This is a genomic window from Butyricicoccus pullicaecorum, assembly GCF_002160355.1.
Lineage (GTDB): Bacteria > Bacillota > Clostridia > Oscillospirales > Butyricicoccaceae > Butyricicoccus > Butyricicoccus pullicaecorum.
In genome coordinates, this window is the sequence record NZ_NFKK01000008.1 from 1 (window position 1) to 22,362 (window position 22,362).

Here is a 22,362-nt window from a genome sequence, read left to right on the forward strand (position 1 = left end):
CCTGGCAAAAGCGGGATACGCTGTTCTCCCATTCGTATTTCCGGCTTGCGGCGTCGGCGCATGGCATGAGCGCCAGCGAACTTTTATCGTCGCGGCTGATGTTTCCCACGCCCCTTGCCTCCGACAAATCCACCTGCAAGGACGCGGCCAACCTGGATGTGTTCCTGTCGGACAATGGGATCTTCCGAAAGAGGAACAAGGATGGGGCCATCTGGAGCCTGTCCCTGTCGGCGGCGGTGTACTACCTGACCCCGGCGGCGTCGGAGGGCTACCGCTCCACCCTGAAACCGGTGGCCTTCCGGGACAAATCTCCGGCGGCCAACCTGTCGGCGCAGATCATCCACCAGGAGAAACCCCTTTCGGAGAAGGCGGCGCTGAACCCGGATTGGGTGGAATGGCTCATGGGCTTCCCGCAGGGATGGACGGCCGTATCCTCTGGGCCGCCGAGCCGGAGGGCGTCCCCCGCATAACCGAGGACACGAAGGATCGGGCCCTGCGGCTGAAAACTCTGGGCAACGCGGTCTGTCCGCCCCAGGCCTATCCCATTTTTCACTACATTTCCATGATCGAGACCGGGGCCTGCGCCAGCATTTGCCCCTATGGAGGAGGTGACGGATAAATGCAGGAATGGAAAGCCTCCGAGAAGGAGGCCCAGAAGATGACCCATGACGGGGCCATCTCGGTGAACCTGGTAACTGGCGAGGCTACCCATATTTCGGATCGCCCCCCGGAGCAGGATTATTCTTCTGCGGATGAACCGGCGGGGGCATTGAACCGTGTGGCGGACGAGGTGGTGGGGCACCGGGAACGCCGGCAGGTAAAAAAGGCGCGGCGAAAGCGGCGCGACACCTTTCGGGAGGGCGAGGCGGCCAGGGACCGCCCTTCCTCCCGTTTGCAGTTTTCCGAGACAGACCAGGCGGCGCCGGAACTGAAAAAGGCCATCCGCAAGTCGGACAAGGCGGCGGATCGGCTGGACGCGGCGAAAGTTGCTGTCCCCGCCAAGCCTCCCGGCAAGGAGCATGGCAACCCATTGTCCCGGCCGGTGCAGGAAATACGGTCCACCCTCCACGGCGAAGTGAGCAAGGTGGAGGGCGATAACTCCGGTGTTCAGGCTGGCCACCTGGGGGAGCGGCAGATCGAGAAGGCCGTGGGCTATGGCGGCCGCCGCTTCCACCAGGCGCGTGCGAACTGTAAGCTGAAACCCTGGCGGGATGTATCAAAAGCGGAGCAGGTAGCGGTGAAGGCCAATGCGGATTTCTATTGGCAGAAGTCCGTTATGGAGAACCCCCAGCTTGCGTCCAGCAATCCCATCTCCCGGCTGTGGCAGAAGAAGCGCCTGCAAAAGCAGTACGCCGCCGCCCACCGGGCAGGGACCGGCGCGGCCCAGGCCGCGGGCAAGGCGTCCCAGACCGCCGCCTCCGCCGCAAAGAAAGGCGGCGGGACCATCGCCCAGAAGCTGGGCGGTTTCGTCACCAAAAACAAGCACACCCTCCTCATCGTGGGCGGGATCGGCCTGATGCTTATGATGATTATGGGCCTGATGCAATCCTGCACCTCCATGTTTGGGGGCGGCACCTCCGGCCTGGTTGGCTCCTCCTATCTTTCGGAGGACGCGGACTTGACCGGGGCCGAGGCCGCCTACTGCGAGATGGAGGCGGAGCTGCAAGAGTATCTGGATACCTATGAAAGCACCCACGACTATGACGAGTATCACTTTGACCTGGATGAGATCGAGCATGACCCCTATGTGCTGCTGTCCATCCTGTCGGCGCTCCATGAGGGGGTGTTCACCCTGGACGAGGTGCAAGGGGATCTGGAAATGCTCTTTGACAAGCAGTACATCCTCACGGAAACGGTAACGACAGAGACCCGCTACCGCACCGAGACCCGGACGGACAGCGAGGGCAACTCCTATACGGTCCGGGTGCCCTACACCTGGTACATCTGCACCGTCACGCTGGAGAATTTCGACCTCTCCCATGTGCCGGTCTATATCATGGGCGAGGACCAGCTCTCCATGTACGCCGTGTATATGTCCACCCTGGGCAACCGGCCGGACCTGTTCCCGTCCTCCGGGTATGTGGGCAAGTATGTGGAGAACCCTCCCACGGCCTGGGACATCCCCGCCGAGTATCTGACGGATGAACGGTTCGCCACCCTCATCACCGAGGCGGAGAAATATCTGGGGTATCCCTATGTGTGGGGCGGGAGCAGCCCGGAGACCTCCTTCGACTGCTCCGGCTTCGTCAGCTATGTGCTGACCAATACCGGGCTGTGCAACACCGGGCGGCTGGGTGCCCAGGGGCTCTACAATATCTCCACCCCGGTATCCGATCCCCAGCCGGGCGATCTGGTGTTTTTTGTGGGGACCTACGATACCAGCGGCATCTCCCATGTGGGCATTTATGTGGGCGACAATATGATGCTGCACTGCGGCGACCCGATCTCCTACACCAATTTGAATACCAGCTACTGGCAGTCTCACTTTTATGCCTACGGCCGGCCGCCGTACAACTGATGGGAGGTGAAACACACATCAATATGGTTTCCTATGGGGGCGGTGTCAACAGCACCGCCCTTTTAGTCGGTCTGCACCAGCACCGTATTTCGGTAGACCTGATCCTCTTTGCGGATACCGGGGCGGAGCATCCCCACACCTATGCCTACCTGGACGTCATGGACCGCTGGCTGAAGGATCACGGGATGCCGCCCATCACCAGAGTGTACAAGACCACGCGGGACGGCAAGCGGCTGACCCTGGAGCAGGAGTGCTTGCAGAGCGGCACCCTGCCCTCTATGGCCTACGGTTTCAAGCGGTGTTCCCTGAAACACAAGATCGGGCCGCAGGACAAGTTCTGCAACCGCTACCCGCCCTGCCGCAAGGTATGGGCGGCCGGGAAACGGGTGGTGAAGTTCATCGGTTACGACGCCGGCGAGAGCTACCGCAGCGACAAGGTGCTGCTGGGCGACCTGGCCGACCCCAAGTACAGCAAGTGGTATCCCCTGATGGAATGGGGATGGGACCGGGCAGCGTGTATGCAGGCCATTGAAAATGCGGGTCTGCCCCAGCCGGGCAAATCCTCCTGCTTCTTCTGCCCCAGCATGAGGGCGGAGGAGATCATCCACCTGCGGGACCACCACCCGGACCTGTTCCGAAGGGCCATCGCCCTGGAGGACAACGCCCGCCCCAATTTGAAAACGGTCCAGGGCCTGGGCCGTAACTATTCATGGAAAGAACGATATGGAAAGGAGTTTTGCACACATGGCAACTGTTGAGAAGATCCGCCGTGACATTGAAAAGACCAAGGAGAAAATCTCCGAGCAGCAGAAGCGCCTCCGCGCCCTGGAGGCCCAGCTCACCGAGGAGGAGAACCTGGAGATCGTCCGCATGGTCAAGGCGGTGAAGATGGACAACCGGGAACTGACGGCCTTCCTGAAGGCCTACGCCAGCGGCCTCATCACCCTGCCGGAGGGCATGATGGAGGCGGAGGCCGCGGCGGACCCCGGCGAGAATGAGATGGAGGATACCGAGTATGAAGAATAAGAAGATCATCCGCCTGTTTACGGCGGCCCTGGCCGTGGCGCTCTGTGCCACGGCCTTTGCTGTCCCCGCTTTCGCCGGCGGTGGGGAGGGCGAACCCTACTACACCGAAACTGCCGGGACGGAGGCGGACCCTGCGGAGGACGCCGAGGCCCCGGAGGTCACTATCACTGATGAGGAAGATCCCGCCGGCAATGATAGCGCGGACAATAACACGGAGGCAGACGGGGACACCCTGGACCAGATCACCGAACTGCTGGGCGGCCTGGGGACTGTGACTGTCACCGAGGACGGTATCCTGTTCACCCCTGACACGGAGAAATGGGAAACCCAGCAGACCGGCACCGTGACCACCTGCGGCGGCAACCTGAATGTCCGCACCGGCGCTGGGCTGGATAACGACGCCTTCACCCAGCTTCCCGATGGGGCGCAGGTAGAAGTCATCGGCACCGAGGGCGAATGGGTCAAGGTGCTTCTGCCGGAGCGGGAGGGCTATGTTCATTCCGACTACCTGACCATCACGGACACGGGCAGTTTCTCCCTCTCCCTGGACGGGACGGACCTCTCCGCCCTGCTGGAGCTGTTCGCCTCCGGCCTCTCCGGGGGCGGAGGGGCAGCCCTGACCCCGGATGGGAACCTGTCCCTCATTGACGACCTGGGCGGGACATCCTCCGGCAAGCAGTTCATCACGGTGGAGACAAAGGGCGGCAACGTGTTCTATCTCATCATCGACCGGGATGACGAGGGGGCGCAGACCGTCCACTTCCTGAACCAGGTGGACGAGGCGGACCTCCTGGCACTGATGGAGGATGGCGAGGCCCAGGAGGCGCCGGCGATCTGCACCTGTACGGAGAAATGCCAGGCCGGGGCGGTGAACACCTCCTGCGAGGTGTGCGCGGTGAATATGGCCGAGTGCGCCGGCGCGGAGCCGGAGCCGGAACCCGAACCGGAGCCGGAGGCGGAGAAGTCCGGGGGCATGGGCGCCCTGGCGCTGGTCCTGGCGCTGGTGGTGCTGGGCGGCGGCGGAGCCTTCGCCTATATCAAGTTTATCCGTCCCAAGCAGGCGTCCAAGGTCAGCGCAGACCCGGACGACTATGATTTTGCGGATGAGGAGGAGTATATCAACGAGGACGAACCGGAACCGGAGGAAGAAATGGAGGATACGAAATGAAGCTGGTGATCTGCGAGAAACCGAGTGTTGCAAAAGCCGTTGCGTCGGCCCTGGGTGTCACATCCAGGGCCGATGGCTGTTTTGAGGGGAATGGGCTCATCGTTTCCTGGTGCGTGGGGCATCTGGTGTCCCCGATGGACGCGGCTGGGTACAACCCCGGCTATAAGAAGTGGAAGTATGACGACCTTCCCATCCTGCCGGAGCCCTTCCGCTATGTGCTGGCGAAGGACAAGGAGGACGCCTTCCAGAACCTGAAACGCCTTATGGACCGGGAGGATGTCACCGAGCTGGTCAACGCCTGCGACGCCGGGCGGGAGGGCGAGCTCATCTTCCGGCTGGTCTATGAGATGGCGGGATGCCGGAAGCCCTTCTCCCGTCTGTGGATCTCCTCGATGGAGGACGCGGCGATCCGGGAGGGCTTCGCTGACCTGCGCCCCGGCGCCGAGTATGACCCGCTGTATCAGTCCGCCCTCTGCCGCCAGAAAGCCGACTGGCTCATCGGGATCAACGCCACCCGGCTGTTCTCCGTCCTCTACCACCGCACCCTGAATGTAGGGCGGGTGCAGACGCCCACCCTTGCCATGCTGGTGGACCGGGACAGCAAAATCACAATGTTCCGCAAAGAGAAGTACCACCATGTGCGCCTGACTCTGGGCGGGGCCGAGGCGGTCAGCGAGCGGATCACCTCCCCGGCGGAGGCGGAGGCCCTGCGGGCGGCCTGCGCCGGCGCGGAAGCGGTCTGCGCTTCCGTCACCCGTGAACAGAAGAAAGAGTCGCCGCCCAAGCTCTACGACCTGACCACCTTGCAGCGGGAGGCAAACCGGGTGTTCGGCTACACGGCGAAGCAGACTTTGGACTACGCGCAATCCCTCTACGAGAAGAAGCTGCTGACCTATCCCCGGACGGACAGCCGGTTTTTGACCGCCGACATGGCGGAGACCGCTTCGGCGGTCCTCCACCTGGCGGCCAAGGTGCCGCCCTTTGACGGGTGCGGGGAGTTCTTCCCGGATGTGTCCCTGCTGGTAAATGACAAGAAGGTGTCTGACCACCACGCCATTCTCCCCACCCTGGAGCTGGAGAAGGGCGACCTGTCCGCTCTGCCCGTGGGTGAGCGGAACCTTCTTTTGCTGGTGTGCCGGGAGCTGCTGTGCGCGGCGGCGGAGCCCTATGTGTACGAGGCTGTCACGGCCGCCTTTACCTGCGGCGGGCACACCTTCACCGCCAAGGGGCGGCACATCCTCTCCGAGGGCTGGCGTGAGATCGACCACATTTTCCGCGCTTCCCTGAAGGAGCAGCCGGAGGACGAGGCGGAACCCGCCGCCCTGCCGGACTTCACCGAGGGTCAACTTTTTGACCAGGTGGAAGCCGCTGTCACCGAACACTTCACCGCCCCGCCCAAGGCGTACACGGAGGACACCCTCCTGGCGGCGATGGAGACTGCCGGAAAAGAGGATATGCCGGAGGACGCCGAACGCAAGGGCCTGGGCACCCCGGCCACCAGGGCGGAGATCCTGGAAAAGCTGGTGGCGGCCGGGTTTGTGGAGCGCAGGGGAAAAAGCCTCATCCCCACCAAGGCGGGGATCAACCTGGTCACCGTCCTGCCGGATACGCTGACCTCTCCCATGCTTACGGCGGAGTGGGAGCAGAAGCTGACCACCATCGCCAGGGGCGAAGGCGACCCCGCCGCCTTCCTGGCGGGGATCTCTGACATGGCGCGGGAGCTGGTGAAAACCTATTCCCACATCTCCGAGGAGGGGCAGAAGCTGTTTGCCCCAGAGCGGGAGGCCGTGGGCCTCTGCCCCCGCTGCGGAAAGCCGGTCTATGAGGGCAAGAAGAATTTTTACTGCTCCGACCGCTCCTGCCGCTTTGTCCTATGGAAGGACGACCGCTTCTGGACCTCCCGCAAAAAGGAGCTGACAAAGAAGATGGCCGCCGACCTTTTGAAGAAGGGCCGTACCTCCGTCAAGGGGATGTGGTCTGAAAAGAAGGGCGCCGCCTATGACGCGGTGGTGGTGCTGGATGATACCGGCGAGAAGTATGTCCGCTTCAAGCTGGAGTTCCCCAAACGGAAGGAGGGCGTGAATGGCAAAAAGTAAATCGGATATTTCCCTGAATGATCTGAAAGCGATGCTCCCCCAGGAGGGGAGTTCCGCAGAGCAGGAGGCGGCGCTTCGGGCGCTGTCCACTCTTTCCCTGGAGGATCGGGGGCTCCTGGCCGCTGTGCAGGAGTCCCCCTTCCGGCTGACCACTCTGGAACAGTTCCGGGAATTTCCCGCCAATACCGAGTATTTCGTCCTGGAGGCCAACATCAGTAAGGTGGAGGATGTGGGCTGGCGCTACTTGGCGCAGCATCTGGACACCCTTTTGCCCCCGGAACTGCTGGACGCCATTGACCCGGTTCCCTTCGGCAAATACGCCGTGCAGGAGGAACAGGGCTGCTTCACCAGCCGGGGATATTTAACGCTGTCTGGGGATGAGTGGCAGCACGGCCGCCCCCAGGCGAAGCAGGCGGACCGCAAGCCCTCCATCAGGGAGCGTCTGGAACAGAGCAGGCAGGAGTGCAGAAACAAGAATAAGGCCCAGGCGCCCCGCAAGGGGAAGTCTGAGCCGGAGCTGTAAGGAGGTGCGTATATGCCCCATTATGAATATGACAAGGACTATCCCTTTGCCGCCTTCATCACCAACCTGGGCAAGTACAACGAGGGCGACCTGGTGGGCGAATGGGTAAAGTTCCCCACCACACCGGAGGAGATGCAGAAGGTGTTTGAACGGATCGGCATTGGGCAGAAGGACGACTTCGGCCAGCCCTACGAGGAGTGGTTCATCACTGACTATGACTGCTATGTGGACGGCCTCTATGACAAGCTGGGCGAGTATGAGAGCCTGGACGAGCTCAACTATCTGGCCTCCAAACTGGACGAGATGAGCCAGGGCGAGTATGAGCAGTTCCAGGCGGCGATGGAGATCGGCGACCATTCGGGCAGCCTGCAGGAGATCATCAACCTGACCGAGAACCTGGACTGCTACGACATTTACCCCGACATCCACGACCACGACGACCTGGGCCGGTATTACATCGAGGAGCTGGACGCCATGCAGGTGCCGGAGCACCTGCGGAACTACATCGACTATGAGGCCTACGGCCGGGACATCGCCTTGGAGGAAGGTGGCGAGTTCACCGACCTGGGGTATGTGCGGGATACCGGGAGCAGCTTCCATGAGTATTACGACGGGGAGCATGGCAGCATCCCGGAGGAATACCGGGTGATGACCTTCCAGGACACGGAGGAGCTGACCGAGGAGGAAAAATCCGAGTGGGCGATGGACATCGCCTACGATATGGACGAGTTCTTCCGCCAGCACGACCCGCAGTACGCCGCCGAGCACCCGGAGGAGCACGCGGCGAAAGAAGAAATCTACGAGAACCTGATGGCCGGCCGCATTTCCGCACTGGATGAGAAGCTGGCCGCCCTGGGGCAGACCCAGGAGGACTACCTGCCTTCGGAGATCGAGAAGTTCAAAGACGCCACCGGGTATGAGGAATTTCTTGACTTTGATCCGGCGGTAATCCGGGAGGCCATCCAGAACCCGGACAAGTCCCATGCGGACGAGATGCTGGCCTTTGCGGAGCAGGCGGGCCGGGAGTATGAGGCGGAGCTGTCCGGGCAGACCCCGGCGCCCTCCCCGGATGACCGGGAGACCGGCGAAACGGTACGGACCCCCAGGGGGACCTTCTATGTGACGGATATGAGCCGGGAGCAGATGGAGGCGGCTGGGTACGGCTTCCACCATCAGTCTGACGATGGGAAGTACCTCATCATGGGCAACGGTTCCCGCGCCTTTGCTATCCGCAGCAAGGAGGCCCAGGAGCACACCGCCCCGGAGAAGATGACCGTCCTGGTGGTGGAGCCCATGAAGGAGCCCTATGTGAAGGAGATCGACCACGGCCTCCATTCGTTACAGGCGGAAGTGGGCGGCGATATTGCCGCCACCTATCCCTTCTCCGACCCGGTGGGGCTGGTCTGTAACGATGAGGGCAAGCTCATCGGTCTGGAGCTGAACCGGGGCCTGCGGGATGAGCATGGGGAGATTTATGACGTCATGGCCGGAACCTTCCTGGTGGTGGGGCTGAGTGAGGACAGCTTCACCTCCCTGACCCCGGAGCAGGTGCAGAAGTACACGGAACACTTCAAACAGCCGGAGCAGTTCATCAGTCTGAACGGGCAGATCATCGCCCTGCCGGTGGAGCCGGAGAACCCTCTCCGCACCGCCGAGATGACCCTGGAGGACGACTACGGGATGATCGACGGGGTGCTGAACAACGGCCGCAGGGGTGAGGAGCTGGAGAAGGCCCAGGGTGAGGCGCGCAGGACCACGCCGGAGAAGAAGCCCTCCATCCGGGAGCGGCTGGCGGAGGCCAAACGGGAGTGCGGCGAGCGCAAGCCCCCGGACAAGGTTCAGCAGAAGAAGCCCCCGGAGCATGACCTATGAGCCGGAGCAAGAAGTGGCGGCTGGAGTGGTCCTTCTTCCTGGGGGAAAACGGCCGCCGCAGGTACAACAAGATCTGCAAGGGCTGTGTCCATCCCTGCAAGCAGAGCTTCCGGGCGGACCTCATCGCCTGTCCCCATTACCAGTCCGCACGCTCGAAAAAGTGTGGGGATAGGGGTTGAAAATGGGCTGAAAAATCGTCTGTGGCGGCTTTTCCGGGAGCCGCCCTTATGGTTTTTCCCATACGGGCCTCTCCCTCTGATTTGAGGGGCGTAAAGAGGTTGTTTTGAACACTTTTCCATAGCAGAGCGGGAGCGCCGCCTTCGGTTTGGGCCGAGGGAGACGCTCTCGCTTCTTTTATGGATATTTTACAAAGGATACTCCGGCCTTTTTAAGAGGTTTCCATTCGCCTTTCAAATCACTTTGCGGGAGACTTTCATAGACGAATAGCCAATTCCTATTAAAATCATCCTCATTTGTAGCCAGACTACGGGCATGATCCTTCATCTTTTTATTGGCAGCACCATTGGAATGCTTCTTAAAATACAAAAAGGAAAAAAGTTTGAACAGGCATGAATTACTGGCGATAGCTTCGTCTGGATCGACTTTAACAATTTCAAAGTCATATTTGAGTGAGAAATATAGTGCATAGCATATTAGCTCATAATTCTTTTCGTCCAATCCCTTCTCAAACAATTTTTGGGATAGGTTTTTAATTTCTACACTTGAGACAGAAAATTTTTCAAAAACATTTTTCTCAAGCAAAGGGACTAAATAAGGATATATAAGGCAAAGATGGAATATAGTTTTTACGCAATACTCTTTAGCATTGGGAGTTAGCTCTTGTCCAGCTAATACTTTGATTGCATAGTTCAGTATGGCCGAGTTCATTTTATTGCTTTGCATCAGTTCGATAGCTGAATCTAAATATGCTCTGGCACCGATAAAATCCAGTTTCCCATTCCGTTGCATAATTGATACAGAGTTTATTTTGCGAACCCATTGTTCAACAGATGCAACGGGAAGTTCCTGAATTTCCGTTTTTTTAAAATTTAAGGAAAGATCAAAATCACGAAGTTCTTCTCCCAATGCAATCAAAAATTTCTGTCCATCTTCATATGTGGTTACATAGCAGGTATAATCGTCAATATTTCTGATGTATCTCCAACCGGCATCATAAAGGCGTTTGTCAATAACGGTCAAGATTAACTCCGATAAAAGATTTGAAGCATGAGGACCAATTAGCAAGCCGTGGGTTTCTCCGTTTTTACAATTCTGCGTAAAATGGTCAATTTGATTATACCACTCTGACTGGTCACTTTTCCTGCTGTGTGCTTTCGCATATGTTTTTCCAACCAACGCCCAAGGAATTGCATGAGTATAAATACTCGGAAAACAGGTTGAAATATCCGCTTTGACAATGTACCTGTTTCCAATCAGCAAGTCCGGCTCAGGAGTTCCATCTCTTTTCCAATTAGAATAGCTCATTGAAAAAAGCGCATTGTTTTTTTCGAGCTTCCGAATGTGAATTCGACTGATTTTATAATCTTGATTTAAAGTTTGATTTGAAAAGTGAGTTTTCAGTTTGTCCCAATTATCCGCAAGACATTGACACAATTTCTGGTAGGCCATTGGATTGGGAATTCCCAATGGACGCGGCACATTTATATTTCTCATGCTTTCGTGATAAATGTATTGCCTCCACCCATCAGAAAACGGTGTCTTGAGGGTCGTGCAATAATTGTAGAATGCCTCGGAGCTTAAAATGGGAGGGAGCTTTTCTGTAAAAAGCCCATATGCAAGTAATCTTCTGTATAGTTCATCAGAAGAAATATCATTCATAATATCTGCATAACTTTTTAGCAAACGAGTTCCCCCCTAACACCCTAATAATAATCATTATATCACACCGTTCTACGCATTAAAAGTGAAAGTGGGAGCGCCGCCTTCGGTTTGAGCCGAGGGTGATGCTCCCGCTTCTTTTTTGTTCTCTTTTTTCTCTTTCAATCAGGATCGGATAGGACAGGATAGGAAAGATATTCGCCGTAGTAGGCGCTGTGGGAATGTGCGTAAACGGTCATGCTTGTGGAGCTGTGGGAAACGATGTTTGCGGGCTGTGGGAAAGCCAGCGGCTTTTCCATCGGGCCGTGAATGTCTGTTTTCCATCGGCGGAGCGGCCGTTTTCCACATTTCCATAGTGCGGTCATCCCACGATCAGGCGGTAGATGGTGAGGGGCACATACCACGCCGCCACCAGCAGGCACCAGACCAGGACGAAGCCCCCGATGAGGCCGCCGATGATGAAATTCAGCGCGAACAGCGCGGCGCCGCCGCCCAGAGAGCCGCCGCCCGGCACGATCCAGACGCACATCCGATGGATGCCGAAGGGCAGACCGCAGAGTATCCAGAGCCAGAGAAGATCCAGCTCTCCATTCCTGATGCAGGCGGATTTGAAAATGCAGTACAGCAGCCCGGCGATGGCAACGGGCAAAACTGCCTTCTTGAAAAATTCCTTGATGGCCTCGGTTCTCGTCATTGGCGGCACCTCCATTCCTGCCTCCATTATACCGGGAAAATTAAAACGCGCCCAGGGGGGTGAAAAGTCTGGTAAAGGCGTACAATTGCCGCTATTCCAGTTCGTTATTTCGCTGTCTCTGCGGTTCGGCCTCCCGCGGCTTTTCCAGCAAGGCCTCCACGTTCTGGCGGAGGGTGTCGTACTCCCGTTCCTCCCGCTGGGCTTTCCTATATTCCGATTGCAGGGCGGCCTTCCTGGCGGTGAGCTCGTCCATCTCGGCTCGGAGCCGCTGGGTGGCGGGCAGGGGTACCGCGTCCAGGCGTTTCAGTTCCCTTGCCGCCGCCTCAAACAGGATGATTTCCCCCTCATGCCCCCGGAGGAATTTCTCCTTGTCCCTAGACTGGCGGTATTGGTCATACAGGGGACGGAGCTGGCGGTAGGTGGCGGCGTGCTTCATGGTGAGAGTCAGCCGCTCCATTTCCTTCTCCGTTGCCCGAAGGTCCGCCTTCACTCTGGCGGTGGCGGCCACCGCCCCGTCGCAACGCTCAGCCAGCTCCTCGTAGCTGGAGATCCCATGTTCGGTCAGGAAGTTCAGCGTTTCAGCGGCCCGTTTCAAATTCTCGATGGTCGCCCAGTGCTTATAGCCGGCGCTCTGCTGGGCTTTGAGATTGTTCTGGATGTCGATGAGCAGGCTGGGCTTCCCGGTGCGCTGCTGCGGCTGGCGGGAGGGCCTGGGCCTTCCGGCGATCCGGGCGGTCAGGGCCTCCTCGGCATAATCGGCGCCCAGGGTTTTCAATCGGGTGAACCGCTCTTGGCCCGGAGCCCTGGCGGATATGTACTTGCCCCGTTTCAGCTCGTACCCTTCCCGCTGAAGGCGGCGGAGCAGGTCCTCCAGGTCGGAGCAGCCGGGCAGGAGCCGGTCAATGGCGGCACGCAGCTTCGCCTTGTAGCTGGTGCCGTTCTGTTCTGCCTGGTGCTCAATGTAGCTCTTGCCCTTGTCCCTGCCGGGAACGATGACGGACAGGCCGTGTTCCTTGCAGATCTGGTCGCTGGTGCGGCGGATGAAGTGATAGCTCCGCTTATTGGAGTGATAGTGCTTGTGGTCCTGAAAGCTGACCGCATTGAAAATCAGGTGGTTATGAACGTGGTCTTTGTCTATGTGGGTGGTGAGGACAAATTCATATTTGCCGCCCAGGACCTCCCGCGCCAGCTCCATGCCGATCCGGTGGGCTTCCTCCGGCGTGACCTCCCCAGGCTCAAACGCCTGGATGAGGTGCCGGCCCAGGTTCGTGCCCTTGTCGATGGCATGGCGGCGGGTCCAGGCAAATTCGATGTCGGCGGTCTCTGCGGAGCAGCCGAAGGAGGACACCAGCAGCTTCCCGTCCGTCTTGTCGGGATTGCAGATATAGTCAATGGCCGCTTTCAGCGTTGACTTAATAGGATGCGTCTTTGTAACTGCCATATCTGCTCCATCCTCTCCCGGATCTCCTCCATGTCGGCCTGGTAGGCAGGACCGCCGGCATTCAACCGCTTGGCGATTTGGTTGATGTTCCGGCCGATGGCGGAGAGAACGCGGGTCATCTCCTTGATGTCGGTGGTGTCCACCTGGATGATGTACCCATCAATCGCCATTTTGCGGAGATAGGCGCCGATCCGCTTTGTGTGGAGCTGGGCCATCTTCTGCTCAATCAGCGCCCGTTCCTCTGCTGTCACCGGGCAGCGCAGGACGATGGGCCGTTTGCGATTTGCCATAGCATGTGCCTCCGTTTCCTCATAAGGGTCTGGGACTATCCCAGCAAGCAATTTTTGTGTTTAGGGGCAAGGGGTTCCCTAAACCGAAAATTCGCAAGTGTGGCTACACTTGCTGTGCTTGCTATCGTTACTCTTTTCGTACTTTAGTAATACGGAAACGGAGAATTTGGCTACCTTCTGAAAAAGAAAAAACGCTACAAACTTTATCCGTTCATAGCGTCTTTCATACCCTGTTCAGTTGTACCGGGAACACAGCTATTCCCCCTTCTCTCTGGCGTCCAGAAGGGCCCGCGCTGTTGCTATAATGATTCCGATTTCCGTATCATTCAGGTCATCGGCCAGGGCGTCAAGCTGGCGGCGTGCCGTGGTCTTTCCGTCCACTGCCTCCCCGAAAAGGATTTGATCCACGGAAACATGATAGCGCGCCATAAGCTCCAAAAAGATTTGAACGCTTGGGTGCTGCCCTTTGTTCTCTATGTTTGCCAGGTATCGGGGAGAGAGGAACATCTCATTTCCCACCTTGTTGCGGGATTCCTTGCGCCCGGTTCTTGCTTTTTTGATTGCCGCCCCATACGGGCGGAAGTCGATTTTCTTTACTGGTCTCTTTGACATATTCATTCACCCAGTTACATTGTACTGTTCCTTTTTTGCACTGAATATGTCTATACAATTCCTCTATATAGCCAATATAATTCATATTTTGTGGGCTGTCAGAATTGCGTATGTAGTATATAATTGTAATAGAGAGCAAATTTGACCAATTATAGACTTTTCCCTATTATGATACCAACGAGCGAGGTGAAACCATGAACTATACGATTATGGTCATAGATGATGAGCAAATGATTTTAGATATGCTGCGGGATCAATTTGAAATGGAACAGTATCAAGTAATCACGGCAAAAAGCGGCGAGGAGGCCCTGCAAAAGCTGACCCAGCAGCCGGATATTATTCTGCTGGACATCAATATGCCGGGGATGGATGGCCTTGAATTGTGCCGGGCGATCCGTGACCATGTGGCCTGCCCCATCTTATTTTTGACCGCCCGGATTGAGGAGGCGGACCGTGTAGCTGGTCTGCGGGCAGGCGGTGATGATTACATTTTGAAACCGTTCAGTCTGGCAGAACTGACCGCTCGGGTGGAAGCCCATCTGCGCAGGGAGAGCCGCATCCAGCAAAAAATCAGTGTACGAGGCTTTGGAGACATTGTGGTGGACTACGCCGCAAGGACCGTCTCACGAAATGGCCAGCCCATAGAACTTTCCAAGGTGGAATTTGACATCGTGGAACTGCTTTCCCTCCACCCTGGACAAGTGTTCAGCCGGGAAACAATTTATGAACAGGTGCGGGGCTTTGACGGCACCGCTGACAATGCTGTGGTGAAGGAACACATCCGCCGCATCCGAAACAAGCTGGGGGCGCAGTATATTGAAACAGTCTGGGGGTGCGGCTATAAATGGGCAAAATAAAACACTGGCTTCGCTCCATGCCTCTCCGCCGAGCTTTTGTATCACTTGTCCTTGTTATGGCGGTGCTTGTAGCTGGTATTTCAGCAGTAACCATTTTTACCTGTGTCAACGTGCAAAATCAAATCTTGGAAAGTGTGACTGACTACCAGGTGTTACCGCCCCAAGAGACTAAGGATGAATATAACCTGGTGATTGCAGATGATGAACAGATCGTCCCAGGGGAAAATGGACAGCTTGTGATCTTATCCACCGAGTACCAAATCGCCAACCTGAGCGATACACAACGGGTTGCCTACTATGCGGCAAAAGCAGCCGTAGTCCTGGTGCCGACCTTGCTTTTCGTGCTTGGTACGATTTTCTGCGCCTGGATGTTCTATTCCATCAAACTGAAACAGCCGCTATCGTTACTCTTACAGAGCGCCGACCGCATATCACAGAGCGACCTGGATTTTTGTTTGGATTATCCCGCTTCGGACGAAATGGGTGAACTCTGTCGGGCGATGGACACCATGCGGGCCGCCCTCCTAAAAAATAATCAAGAGACTTGGGCTATGATGGAGGAGCGGCGCAAGCTCAGCGCCTCCATCGCCCATGACCTCCGTACCCCCATCACCGTGATGAAGGGCTACACAGAATATCTCTCGCATAATGTTCCGCTTGGACGCATCAGCGAGGACAAACTGATGGACACGATCCGCAATCTTTCTTTGGCAACAGACCGACTGGAACAGTATGCAAACCAGGTGCGCGAGATACAGGCGATGGACGCCATCCCAGTGAAGCCAACATCTTGCTCTTTGCAGAAATTTTTTGAGGAACAGGAGGACGAATACGCCGTTTTAGCGCAGCAGCACCAGCTTCAATTCTCTATGGATATTAGTGGGGTCCCGGATATTCAGGTCATGCTGGATGGGATCTTGGTACATCGTATGATCGACAATGTGATTTCTAATGCCCTGCGCTTCGCCCGCCGTGAGATCACATTAAAGGCCGGGTGGCAAGAAGGTCTGCTTACAATTCAAGTACATGATGATGGGAAGGGCTTTTCAGAAGAATCCCTTCGCTCCGCCACGAGGCCGTTTTACAAGGAAAATACGGAAAATGACCACTTCGGGCTTGGCCTCTCGATTTGCAACACCCTCTGTCAGAAACAGGGTGGAACGCTCTCTCTGAGCAATAACAACGGAGCTTGCGTAGAAATGCAGATACTAGCGGAAAAAATTGATGCCGATTGACCAATCGTAGACCTTTTCCAATTATGCTCTCCTTATCCTAACGATAAGGAGAGTATTTTTATGCACAGATTTCTTTTTATTTCATTGGCACTTGTATGTTTGCTGGCTGGGTGTAGCGCGCCGCAGACCAGCGACCCAGCCACGGACGAATCGGACAACCTGGACGCCTATTTTGAGGAAGAACCAGCGGACAATGAGATGGGCTCTGCGGAATTTGGTCTGCAAGACCCGATGGACACGGTTTATACCTACGATGGTGAGCCCTTGGAAATTCCGTTCTCCATAACTGGCGCTTCTTCTGGAAAGACCACAGAGATCGGCGTCCTCTTGTTTGTGGATGGGGTGGCCCAGCCCTATTCCGCAGTCTATGAGGATGGTACGGAGCTTGAGGAAAGCTATATGCAGGTCTTTAACCTGGATTATGAACAGCAGGAGAATTTCGACATGGTATTCCAGCCCGTGACCGGCAAAACAGGAGAAACCGTCCCTGTTATGGCTGTCACCATTCTGGAGCCCAGTTTTATAGCAGAGGGGCCCGATAATCCGCGTTATGGCTTCCACCACCAGGAATCTGCAACCACATCCCGCCAGATTTCTTTTGCAACAGACGCCCCCGCGCAGACATTGGCAGCAGCCGGTACGGACTACAATGTGGTGGATCTGCCGCAGGACATATTAGATACTCTGGCCGCATGGGGGGCCACCGATAGCCTGGACACAACGGCCACCCTGTCCCTGGGTGTAGAAGATGGAAATTACATTCAGGCAGATGGGAAAACAGCGACAATCACTGTGCAGCTCTACGGCGGGCCGGAGGCGGAGTTCAATATCACTCTGTTTATCAACCATCAGCCTGTCCAACTCAATGGAGCGGACTATCTCTCTGTTCGGACGGTGAAAAACCAGATGGTAGAAGCCACATTCCAGATTGATACCTCTGCACTTGGTACGCTGAACACGGTCTATGCTATTGCCGTTACCCCGGAAGATGGGGAACTTGAAATCAACAATCCAGTTAAGACAGCATCTGTACTTTTGGTCAACGGGGAGGTTTGACGAACATGAAAAGAATCAGTATTTTGCTTGCGCTTGCACTCAGTCTTTCTCTGCTTTCCGCCTGCGGAGGCAACGAACCGGCGGCAAGCACCGGAAATCCGTCCAGCGATCCCTCAGCGAACACCCAACAGGTTCCTGACGAATCGGCGGAACAGACAGCCGGCAGCGGAGCCAATTTTCTCTCGCCGGAGTACGATTATACCACCAATGAGCTGAAACTGACCGATTTATCTACCAGCGAAGTAACAGCCACCTATGTTTTTGACGCCGCCCAAACGCCCCTGCTGACAGACAAGATCAGCCAGGGAGCCATCGTCATGCTGTCCAGTCAGGCAGCGGCGGATGTGCAGGATACCGGCGGGGTCACGGTGATCTCCGGCGACAGTTCTGCGGAGACACTGTATTACTGGCTGTTCGATCAAAGCCTTAATCTGGTGGATAGCTATGAATTGACGGACGAGACATTGGTAAATGGGCTTTGGGGCTCTGTCTTTGCTGCTGCGCCGGATGGGAAAAACCTTGTATATGCGGAAGGGCCCAGCCTCTATCAATATACCTTTGATACACAGGAACTGACGGAAATCACTCCGGCCATGAGCGAAACCGTTTATTTTGAGGCAGTCGGGTACAGCGGCAGCGGAGACTATTTGGCCTTTTTCGGAAGCCTGGACGGGCAGGAAAATACCACGGCCTATGGCTCGATTGATCTGAGCAGCAACACCGCCGCTGTTTTTTCTGCTGAGGGCTTTTCCGGTTCCATGCTCTCTGTAAACGGAGAATATGCCGCTGTTTCCGATACGATTCTGCCTGCCAGCATGGGAGGCGCAAAGCAGACCGGCTCCGTTCTCTTTTTGGACTTAGCCCAGCAGCAGGGAAAAGTAATCAGTGTGGAGAGCGGAGATGAAAGCGGGATCGCCGCCGTATCCGCAGACGGCCAGTATATTGTGACCTGTGCGGGTGGGGACAGCCCAAGCGGTACTCTGCGGGCTTATCAGGTCAGCGATGGCACGAAAGTTGCGGATGAAACCTATACGATGGATGCAAACTGCAAGCCCTATGAGATTTGGGTCATCGGCCATTCCGCCTATGCAGCTTTGGGCACGGATGACGGCTATGCCCTCTCACAAGCGGTTGACCTTCCGTGAGGAATACATGATGAAACTGGAACTTGAAAGCATCACAAAATTTTATGGAAAATATCCCGCGCTCCAAAATGTATCCGCTACTCTGACAGAAGGCGTTTACGGTCTGCTGGGGCCAAATGGGGCTGGAAAAACGACACTGATCAACATTTTGATTGGAATACTGCCTGCCAGCAGCGGCGTGATCCATCTGGACGGTGAAAACACCGTCCAGATGGGCGGGCGCTACTTCGACCGGATTGGTTATATGCCCCAGTACCCTCAGTTCTATGCAAATTTTACCGTACAGGAATTTTTGGACTATATGTGTCAAGTAAAAGGGGTAGCGAACGCAAAAGAGAGCATCGACGCGGCCCTGGTTTTCGTCAACCTGGAGGAAAACCGCAGCAAGCGGATCGGGGCGCTGTCCGGTGGGATGCGGCAGCGGCTGGGGATCGCCCAGGCTATTCTGAACGACCCCAAACTGCTGGTGCTGGACGAGCCAACGGCGGGCCTTGACCCTGGTGAGCGAATCCGTTTCCGCAATCTCATTTCCCGTCTGGCCAAGGGGCGCATCATCCTTTTAGCTACCCATATTGTTTCCGATGTGGAATATATCGCCAAAGAAATCCTCCTGCTTCGGAGGGGTACATTGGTCATGCAGGGTACGCCCAGGGAACTGGAGCAGAGCATCCAGGGAAAGGTGTGGGAGGTGTCGGTCAACGAGGCGGATATGGCTCTGATGGTGGACACCTACTGCGTGAGCAATATCAAGCAGCAGGATGGCTCCTATCTGCTGCGCATTGTGGATGATGGGAAACCGCTCCGAGGCGCAAAGACTGTATCCCCAAATCTGGACGACGTGTTCCTGCACACCTTTTTCCAGCCAAGTGAGGGACAGATATGAGCTTTCTCTATTTGGAGGCCAGAAAAGGCATCCTGCGGCGCTATACGCTGATTGCGCTGGCGCTATTCTTGTGTCTGAATACGGTCAAAATCATTGCAGACTATCACGCCGGAGAGATACGGCCCGTTGCGGCCAATACAAGCGGAATGCAGGCAGGCTACGACACCATCTATGAGCGGATCAAAGGCCCCATTACAGAGGAAATCGTACGCTTCCTCACGTCAGAGTACCAGCGGCTGGACGCTTTGACGGCAGATGGAACATATAGCCGGGAGCCGCAGGAGGGGACTTACAGCGGCTATATCTTTGGCGACTACTATCTGCTCCACAGTTACTTCTATCCCCACATGGAGTACAGTGTCAAGTATTCCTCTGATATGGAGGAGATTCTGGCCCAGGCGAAAGAAAATATGACTTTCTATCAAGAGAGCGGTAACACAGCGGGAGCGGCAGAAAATGCCTATATTCTCCATCACTATGCAGGCCGAACGATTCCTGCGTTTTATCTGTATGACGGCTGGGAGGCCCTGCTGTCCTATGACTTTTCCGATCTGCTGATTCTGCTTTTACTCATTTTGGCGGTAGCGCCCACATTCACACGGGAGAGAGAAAATGGGATGACCCTGATCCTATCCTCCTGCAAACGAGGCAGATGGCCTCTGCTTATTTCCAAATGCGGCGCTGGAGTGATATTTGCATGGATACTGACAATCCTGTTCGCCCTGTTAAACCTCCTGGTATTTGGGCTTTTGTGCGGTTTTGATGGCTGGGGTAGCCCGCTCTATGCCATCGAAAGTTATCAATATACTCCATTCTCCGGCTCGATTTTGCTATTCTATGGATTGATTTGCGGGTTGAAGGCCATCGGTTTCAGTGTGACAGCACTCTTGCTGATTCTCCTGTCCGCCTGTTTCCAAAAATCACTCTATCCATGCCTGATGGGATTGGGGCTTGGCGTGGCATTGAACTACTGCGCTGGCTGGGCGCTCTCCCCCGTGTGGTGGAAACAGGTCCTCGCTTGTATCAGCCCATTCACCTTGACCAGCGGCAGTAAACTGCTGGAAAGCCTGTCCGGGGTGAGCATCAGCGGGATATATCTGCTCCGACTTTTCGTGGTTCTGATCGTTCAAGTTGTAATCGCGTGTCTGCTGGTCATAGCAATCAGGAGGAAATCATGCTGCAAGTAGAATTAAAGAAGATATTATTTCATCATAAAGGGCTTTTACTTCTTCTGATTGCTCTGGCGGCTTATGCAGTCTTTTGCGTCGGTAGCGGCTACGACAGCAGTTATGTGATTGATCGGAACGAAGATACCTACCTGACCTACATGGAACGCTGGCAAGGTGAGATCACAGAGGAGAAGGCGCGGGAGATGGAGGCGGAGTACGCAGAAGCCACCCGCTCCGATGATGGCAGGAAGGCCGCCTTTTTAACCATCTACAACCAGTATTACTACGCAAAAGAGGACCCCGCTCATCGTTTTCTCATGGATGAGAGGGGATGGGACACATTGCTGACCCACGATGGCGTGAATGTAATCCTGTTACTATTTCTGCTGGCGCTCTGTGTTCCGGTGTTCTGCGGGGAGTACCAGTGCGGGATGGCGCAGATCCTCCGCTCTTGCAGAAACGGCCGGGGGCGGTTGGCTGGGATCAAATTGGGCTCATTGGCGGCTCTGGCAATTCTGGCAACGGCTTTGTTCCAGTTGGTACAGTTTGTCGTTGTCGCCTTGTCGGTTGGTCTGGATGGAGCATCCTATCCGCTGCAAAGCCTGTCCTTTTTTGAAAATTCTCCCTACTATATTTCCGTTGGGCAGGCGTATGGGATTGTAGTCTTGTCCAGGTGCTTGGGGGCTGCTTGGTTTGCTATCCTGATTGCCCTTCTCTCCATCCTGTTCCGGCAGACGGTGCTGACTACATTTTCCGGCATCGCGGTTTCTATTCTGCCACATTTGATCGGCGGTAGCTTTCTCAAATATGTCCTTCCGCTCCCGGCGGGTCTGCTGGCCGGAACCGGCTATGTGTGGGGGACACTTACAGAAGTTGGATATGACGAGGACTGGAACTTGATTGATATAGTAACCTTTCCGGGCATCACACCGGAGCAGTTCGGCTTTTTGATAGTCCTGTTCTTGGCTATCGTATGTCTGCTGGTGTGGCTTTGTCTCAGATTTTATGTCGGCAGGCGGAAGGCCATTTCTGCCCGCCCGCTCCTGACAGCGGTGCTCATACTCTGCATGACCATTTCATTGACTGGCTGCGGGCACAGCAATTCCAGTGAGATTACGCATGATTTTCTGGCCGATGCGTCCGAGGGAGAAAACAGCACCTACACAGTAGAGCTTGATATGGTGGAGAACACCATCACCGCGACCAGCAAGGCCACAGGCGAGGCCATCCTGCTGACCCGTGATCCCTTTGGACAATCCGGGGCTATCTCCAGCATCTATGTTGACGAGGATGCCTGTTATTATGTCTCCAGCGGCGCGGTGGGGGATGGCTTTCAGATTTACCGAATCAACTTCAAGGATTTCTCTACACGGCTTTACTTCAGCACCGGCGCTGATAACACGGCGACCTTTTGGGGGCTGCTTGACTATGAACCGACGGTGGATGAACTGCTGGAAGATGTAGGCTCCATTACATCCTTTGTCGTAGACGGGAGTTACATCTACTATCTGCAAGGCGGACGGCTTTATAAGGTATTCCGCTGGACAGGATGGGAGACAGTGGTTGTCCCCAATGTAGAAGGAATGCATAGCTTGGAGTATATGAGTGTTATCTGATACTAATTAACCTATATCCCAAATATAAAAAATCTGCCGGCGGCAGAAAAGAAAAAAACCGCTGCTTGGCAGACTATTTTCCATGCCCATTTTATGTCTAACAGATGGCGGTTTTGAATACATCAAGGCCGCCGTTTTCAAAAAATGAGAATACGGGGGGTGTATTAAAGTCGCCCTTTTTTAAGGATACGGCGGTGTCCGGGAGGTATCGCCGTGTCCTTTTTCCTTTTCCATCCCCCTAACCTTTCAAAAAAAGCCCGGTCACCACCGGGGCACATTTTGCTCATGAGTATGAACTGTATGATTACATAAAAGCGTTTAA

The 22,362-nt window shown here is 55.8% G+C and carries 19 protein-coding genes and 2 pseudogenes; 16 read left to right on the forward strand and 5 right to left on the reverse strand.

The window, feature by feature from the left end; genetic code table 11:
• The 9 genes and pseudogenes from B5F17_RS07855 to B5F17_RS07895 all read left to right on the forward strand — a co-directional run.
• Positions 1 to 470, forward strand: a 470-nt coding sequence (locus B5F17_RS07855; RefSeq protein ID WP_407922588.1) for a hypothetical protein, incomplete at its 5' end; no start/stop codon positions are given.
• Positions 471 to 619: 149 nt separating this feature from the next.
• Positions 620 to 2,518 (forward strand): C40 family peptidase, encoded by a 1,899-nt coding sequence (locus B5F17_RS07860; protein ID WP_087372712.1) that lies wholly within the window; start codon positions 620 to 622, stop codon positions 2,516 to 2,518.
• Positions 2,518 to 3,276, forward strand: a complete 759-nt coding sequence (locus B5F17_RS07865; protein ID WP_456236534.1) for an adenine nucleotide alpha hydrolase family protein — start codon at positions 2,518 to 2,520, stop codon at positions 3,274 to 3,276. Before B5F17_RS07860 ends, B5F17_RS07865 begins: the two co-directional genes overlap by 1 nt.
• Positions 3,263 to 3,544 (forward strand): DUF4315 family protein, encoded by a 282-nt coding sequence (locus tag B5F17_RS07870; RefSeq protein WP_071430338.1) that lies wholly within the window; start codon positions 3,263 to 3,265, stop codon positions 3,542 to 3,544. The genes B5F17_RS07865 and B5F17_RS07870 overlap by 14 nt, the downstream gene beginning before the upstream one ends.
• Positions 3,534 to 4,046, forward strand: a pseudogene (locus tag B5F17_RS15305) (SH3 domain-containing protein); the annotation flags it as partial. The gene B5F17_RS07870 and the pseudogene B5F17_RS15305, both read left to right, overlap by 11 nt.
• A 111-nt stretch (positions 4,047 to 4,157) precedes the next feature.
• Positions 4,158 to 4,712 (forward strand): annotated as a pseudogene (locus B5F17_RS15310) (DUF4366 domain-containing protein); the annotation flags it as partial.
• On the forward strand, positions 4,709 to 6,808 hold the full coding sequence (locus B5F17_RS07885) for a type IA DNA topoisomerase (RefSeq protein WP_087372715.1): 2,100 nt from the start codon (positions 4,709 to 4,711) through the stop codon (positions 6,806 to 6,808). The pseudogene B5F17_RS15310 and the gene B5F17_RS07885, both read left to right, overlap by 4 nt.
• On the forward strand, positions 6,795 to 7,331 hold the full coding sequence (locus tag B5F17_RS07890; RefSeq protein WP_206396708.1) for a hypothetical protein: 537 nt from the start codon (positions 6,795 to 6,797) through the stop codon (positions 7,329 to 7,331). Before B5F17_RS07885 ends, B5F17_RS07890 begins: the two co-directional genes overlap by 14 nt.
• 12 nt (positions 7,332 to 7,343) lie before the next feature.
• Complete coding sequence (locus B5F17_RS07895) at positions 7,344 to 9,203, forward strand: antirestriction protein ArdA (protein WP_087372718.1); 1,860 nt, start codon at positions 7,344 to 7,346, stop codon at positions 9,201 to 9,203.
• A gap of 354 nt (positions 9,204 to 9,557) precedes the next feature.
• Here B5F17_RS07895 and B5F17_RS07905 read toward each other — a convergent pair whose 3' ends face one another.
• From B5F17_RS07905 to B5F17_RS07925, 5 genes are all read right to left on the reverse strand, one after another.
• On the reverse strand, positions 9,558 to 11,066 hold the full coding sequence (locus tag B5F17_RS07905; RefSeq protein ID WP_087372724.1) for an RNA-directed DNA polymerase: 1,509 nt from the start codon (positions 11,064 to 11,066) through the stop codon (positions 9,558 to 9,560).
• Between the two features lie 337 nt (positions 11,067 to 11,403).
• On the reverse strand, positions 11,404 to 11,736 hold the full coding sequence (locus tag B5F17_RS07910; protein ID WP_087372728.1) for a DUF6050 family protein: 333 nt from the start codon (positions 11,734 to 11,736) through the stop codon (positions 11,404 to 11,406).
• Positions 11,737 to 11,827: 91 nt separating this feature from the next.
• Positions 11,828 to 13,177 carry a relaxase/mobilization nuclease domain-containing protein gene (locus B5F17_RS07915; RefSeq protein ID WP_087372731.1) on the reverse strand — a complete coding sequence of 450 codons (1,350 nt, stop codon included), beginning with the start codon at positions 13,175 to 13,177 and terminating at the stop codon, positions 11,828 to 11,830.
• Positions 13,138 to 13,467, reverse strand: a complete 330-nt coding sequence (locus B5F17_RS07920) for a plasmid mobilization protein (protein WP_087372734.1) — start codon at positions 13,465 to 13,467, stop codon at positions 13,138 to 13,140. The genes B5F17_RS07915 and B5F17_RS07920 overlap by 40 nt, the downstream gene beginning before the upstream one ends.
• 255 nt (positions 13,468 to 13,722) lie before the next feature.
• Positions 13,723 to 14,079 (reverse strand): helix-turn-helix transcriptional regulator, encoded by a 357-nt coding sequence (locus tag B5F17_RS07925; RefSeq protein WP_087235150.1) that lies wholly within the window; start codon positions 14,077 to 14,079, stop codon positions 13,723 to 13,725.
• A gap of 194 nt (positions 14,080 to 14,273) precedes the next feature.
• Between B5F17_RS07925 and B5F17_RS07930 the strand changes: the two genes are divergently transcribed.
• From B5F17_RS07930 to B5F17_RS07960, 7 genes are read left to right on the forward strand one after another with little or no spacing between them, the layout of a single operon-like run.
• Positions 14,274 to 14,936, forward strand: coding sequence for a response regulator transcription factor (locus tag B5F17_RS07930; protein ID WP_087372739.1), 663 nt, complete (start codon positions 14,274 to 14,276; stop codon positions 14,934 to 14,936).
• Positions 14,924 to 16,171 (forward strand): sensor histidine kinase, encoded by a 1,248-nt coding sequence (locus tag B5F17_RS07935; RefSeq protein ID WP_087372742.1) that lies wholly within the window; start codon positions 14,924 to 14,926, stop codon positions 16,169 to 16,171. Before B5F17_RS07930 ends, B5F17_RS07935 begins: the two co-directional genes overlap by 13 nt.
• A 60-nt stretch (positions 16,172 to 16,231) precedes the next feature.
• A complete protein-coding gene (locus B5F17_RS07940) occupies positions 16,232 to 17,227 on the forward strand; it encodes a hypothetical protein (RefSeq protein ID WP_087372745.1) in 996 nt (331 codons plus the stop codon).
• A 5-nt stretch (positions 17,228 to 17,232) separates the two neighbouring features.
• Entirely contained in the window at positions 17,233 to 18,372 is a 1,140-nt protein-coding gene (locus tag B5F17_RS07945; RefSeq protein WP_087372748.1) for a hypothetical protein, read from the forward strand.
• Positions 18,373 to 18,379: 7 nt separating this feature from the next.
• Positions 18,380 to 19,255 (forward strand): ABC transporter ATP-binding protein, encoded by an 876-nt coding sequence (locus B5F17_RS07950; RefSeq protein WP_407922589.1) that lies wholly within the window; start codon positions 18,380 to 18,382, stop codon positions 19,253 to 19,255.
• Positions 19,252 to 20,442: a hypothetical protein gene (locus B5F17_RS07955; RefSeq protein WP_087372752.1), complete on the forward strand. Its 1,191-nt coding sequence runs from the start codon at positions 19,252 to 19,254 to the stop codon at positions 20,440 to 20,442. Before B5F17_RS07950 ends, B5F17_RS07955 begins: the two co-directional genes overlap by 4 nt.
• Positions 20,430 to 22,040: a hypothetical protein gene (locus B5F17_RS07960; protein WP_087372755.1), complete on the forward strand. Its 1,611-nt coding sequence runs from the start codon at positions 20,430 to 20,432 to the stop codon at positions 22,038 to 22,040. Before B5F17_RS07955 ends, B5F17_RS07960 begins: the two co-directional genes overlap by 13 nt.
• Positions 22,041 to 22,362: the final 322 nt, after the last annotated feature.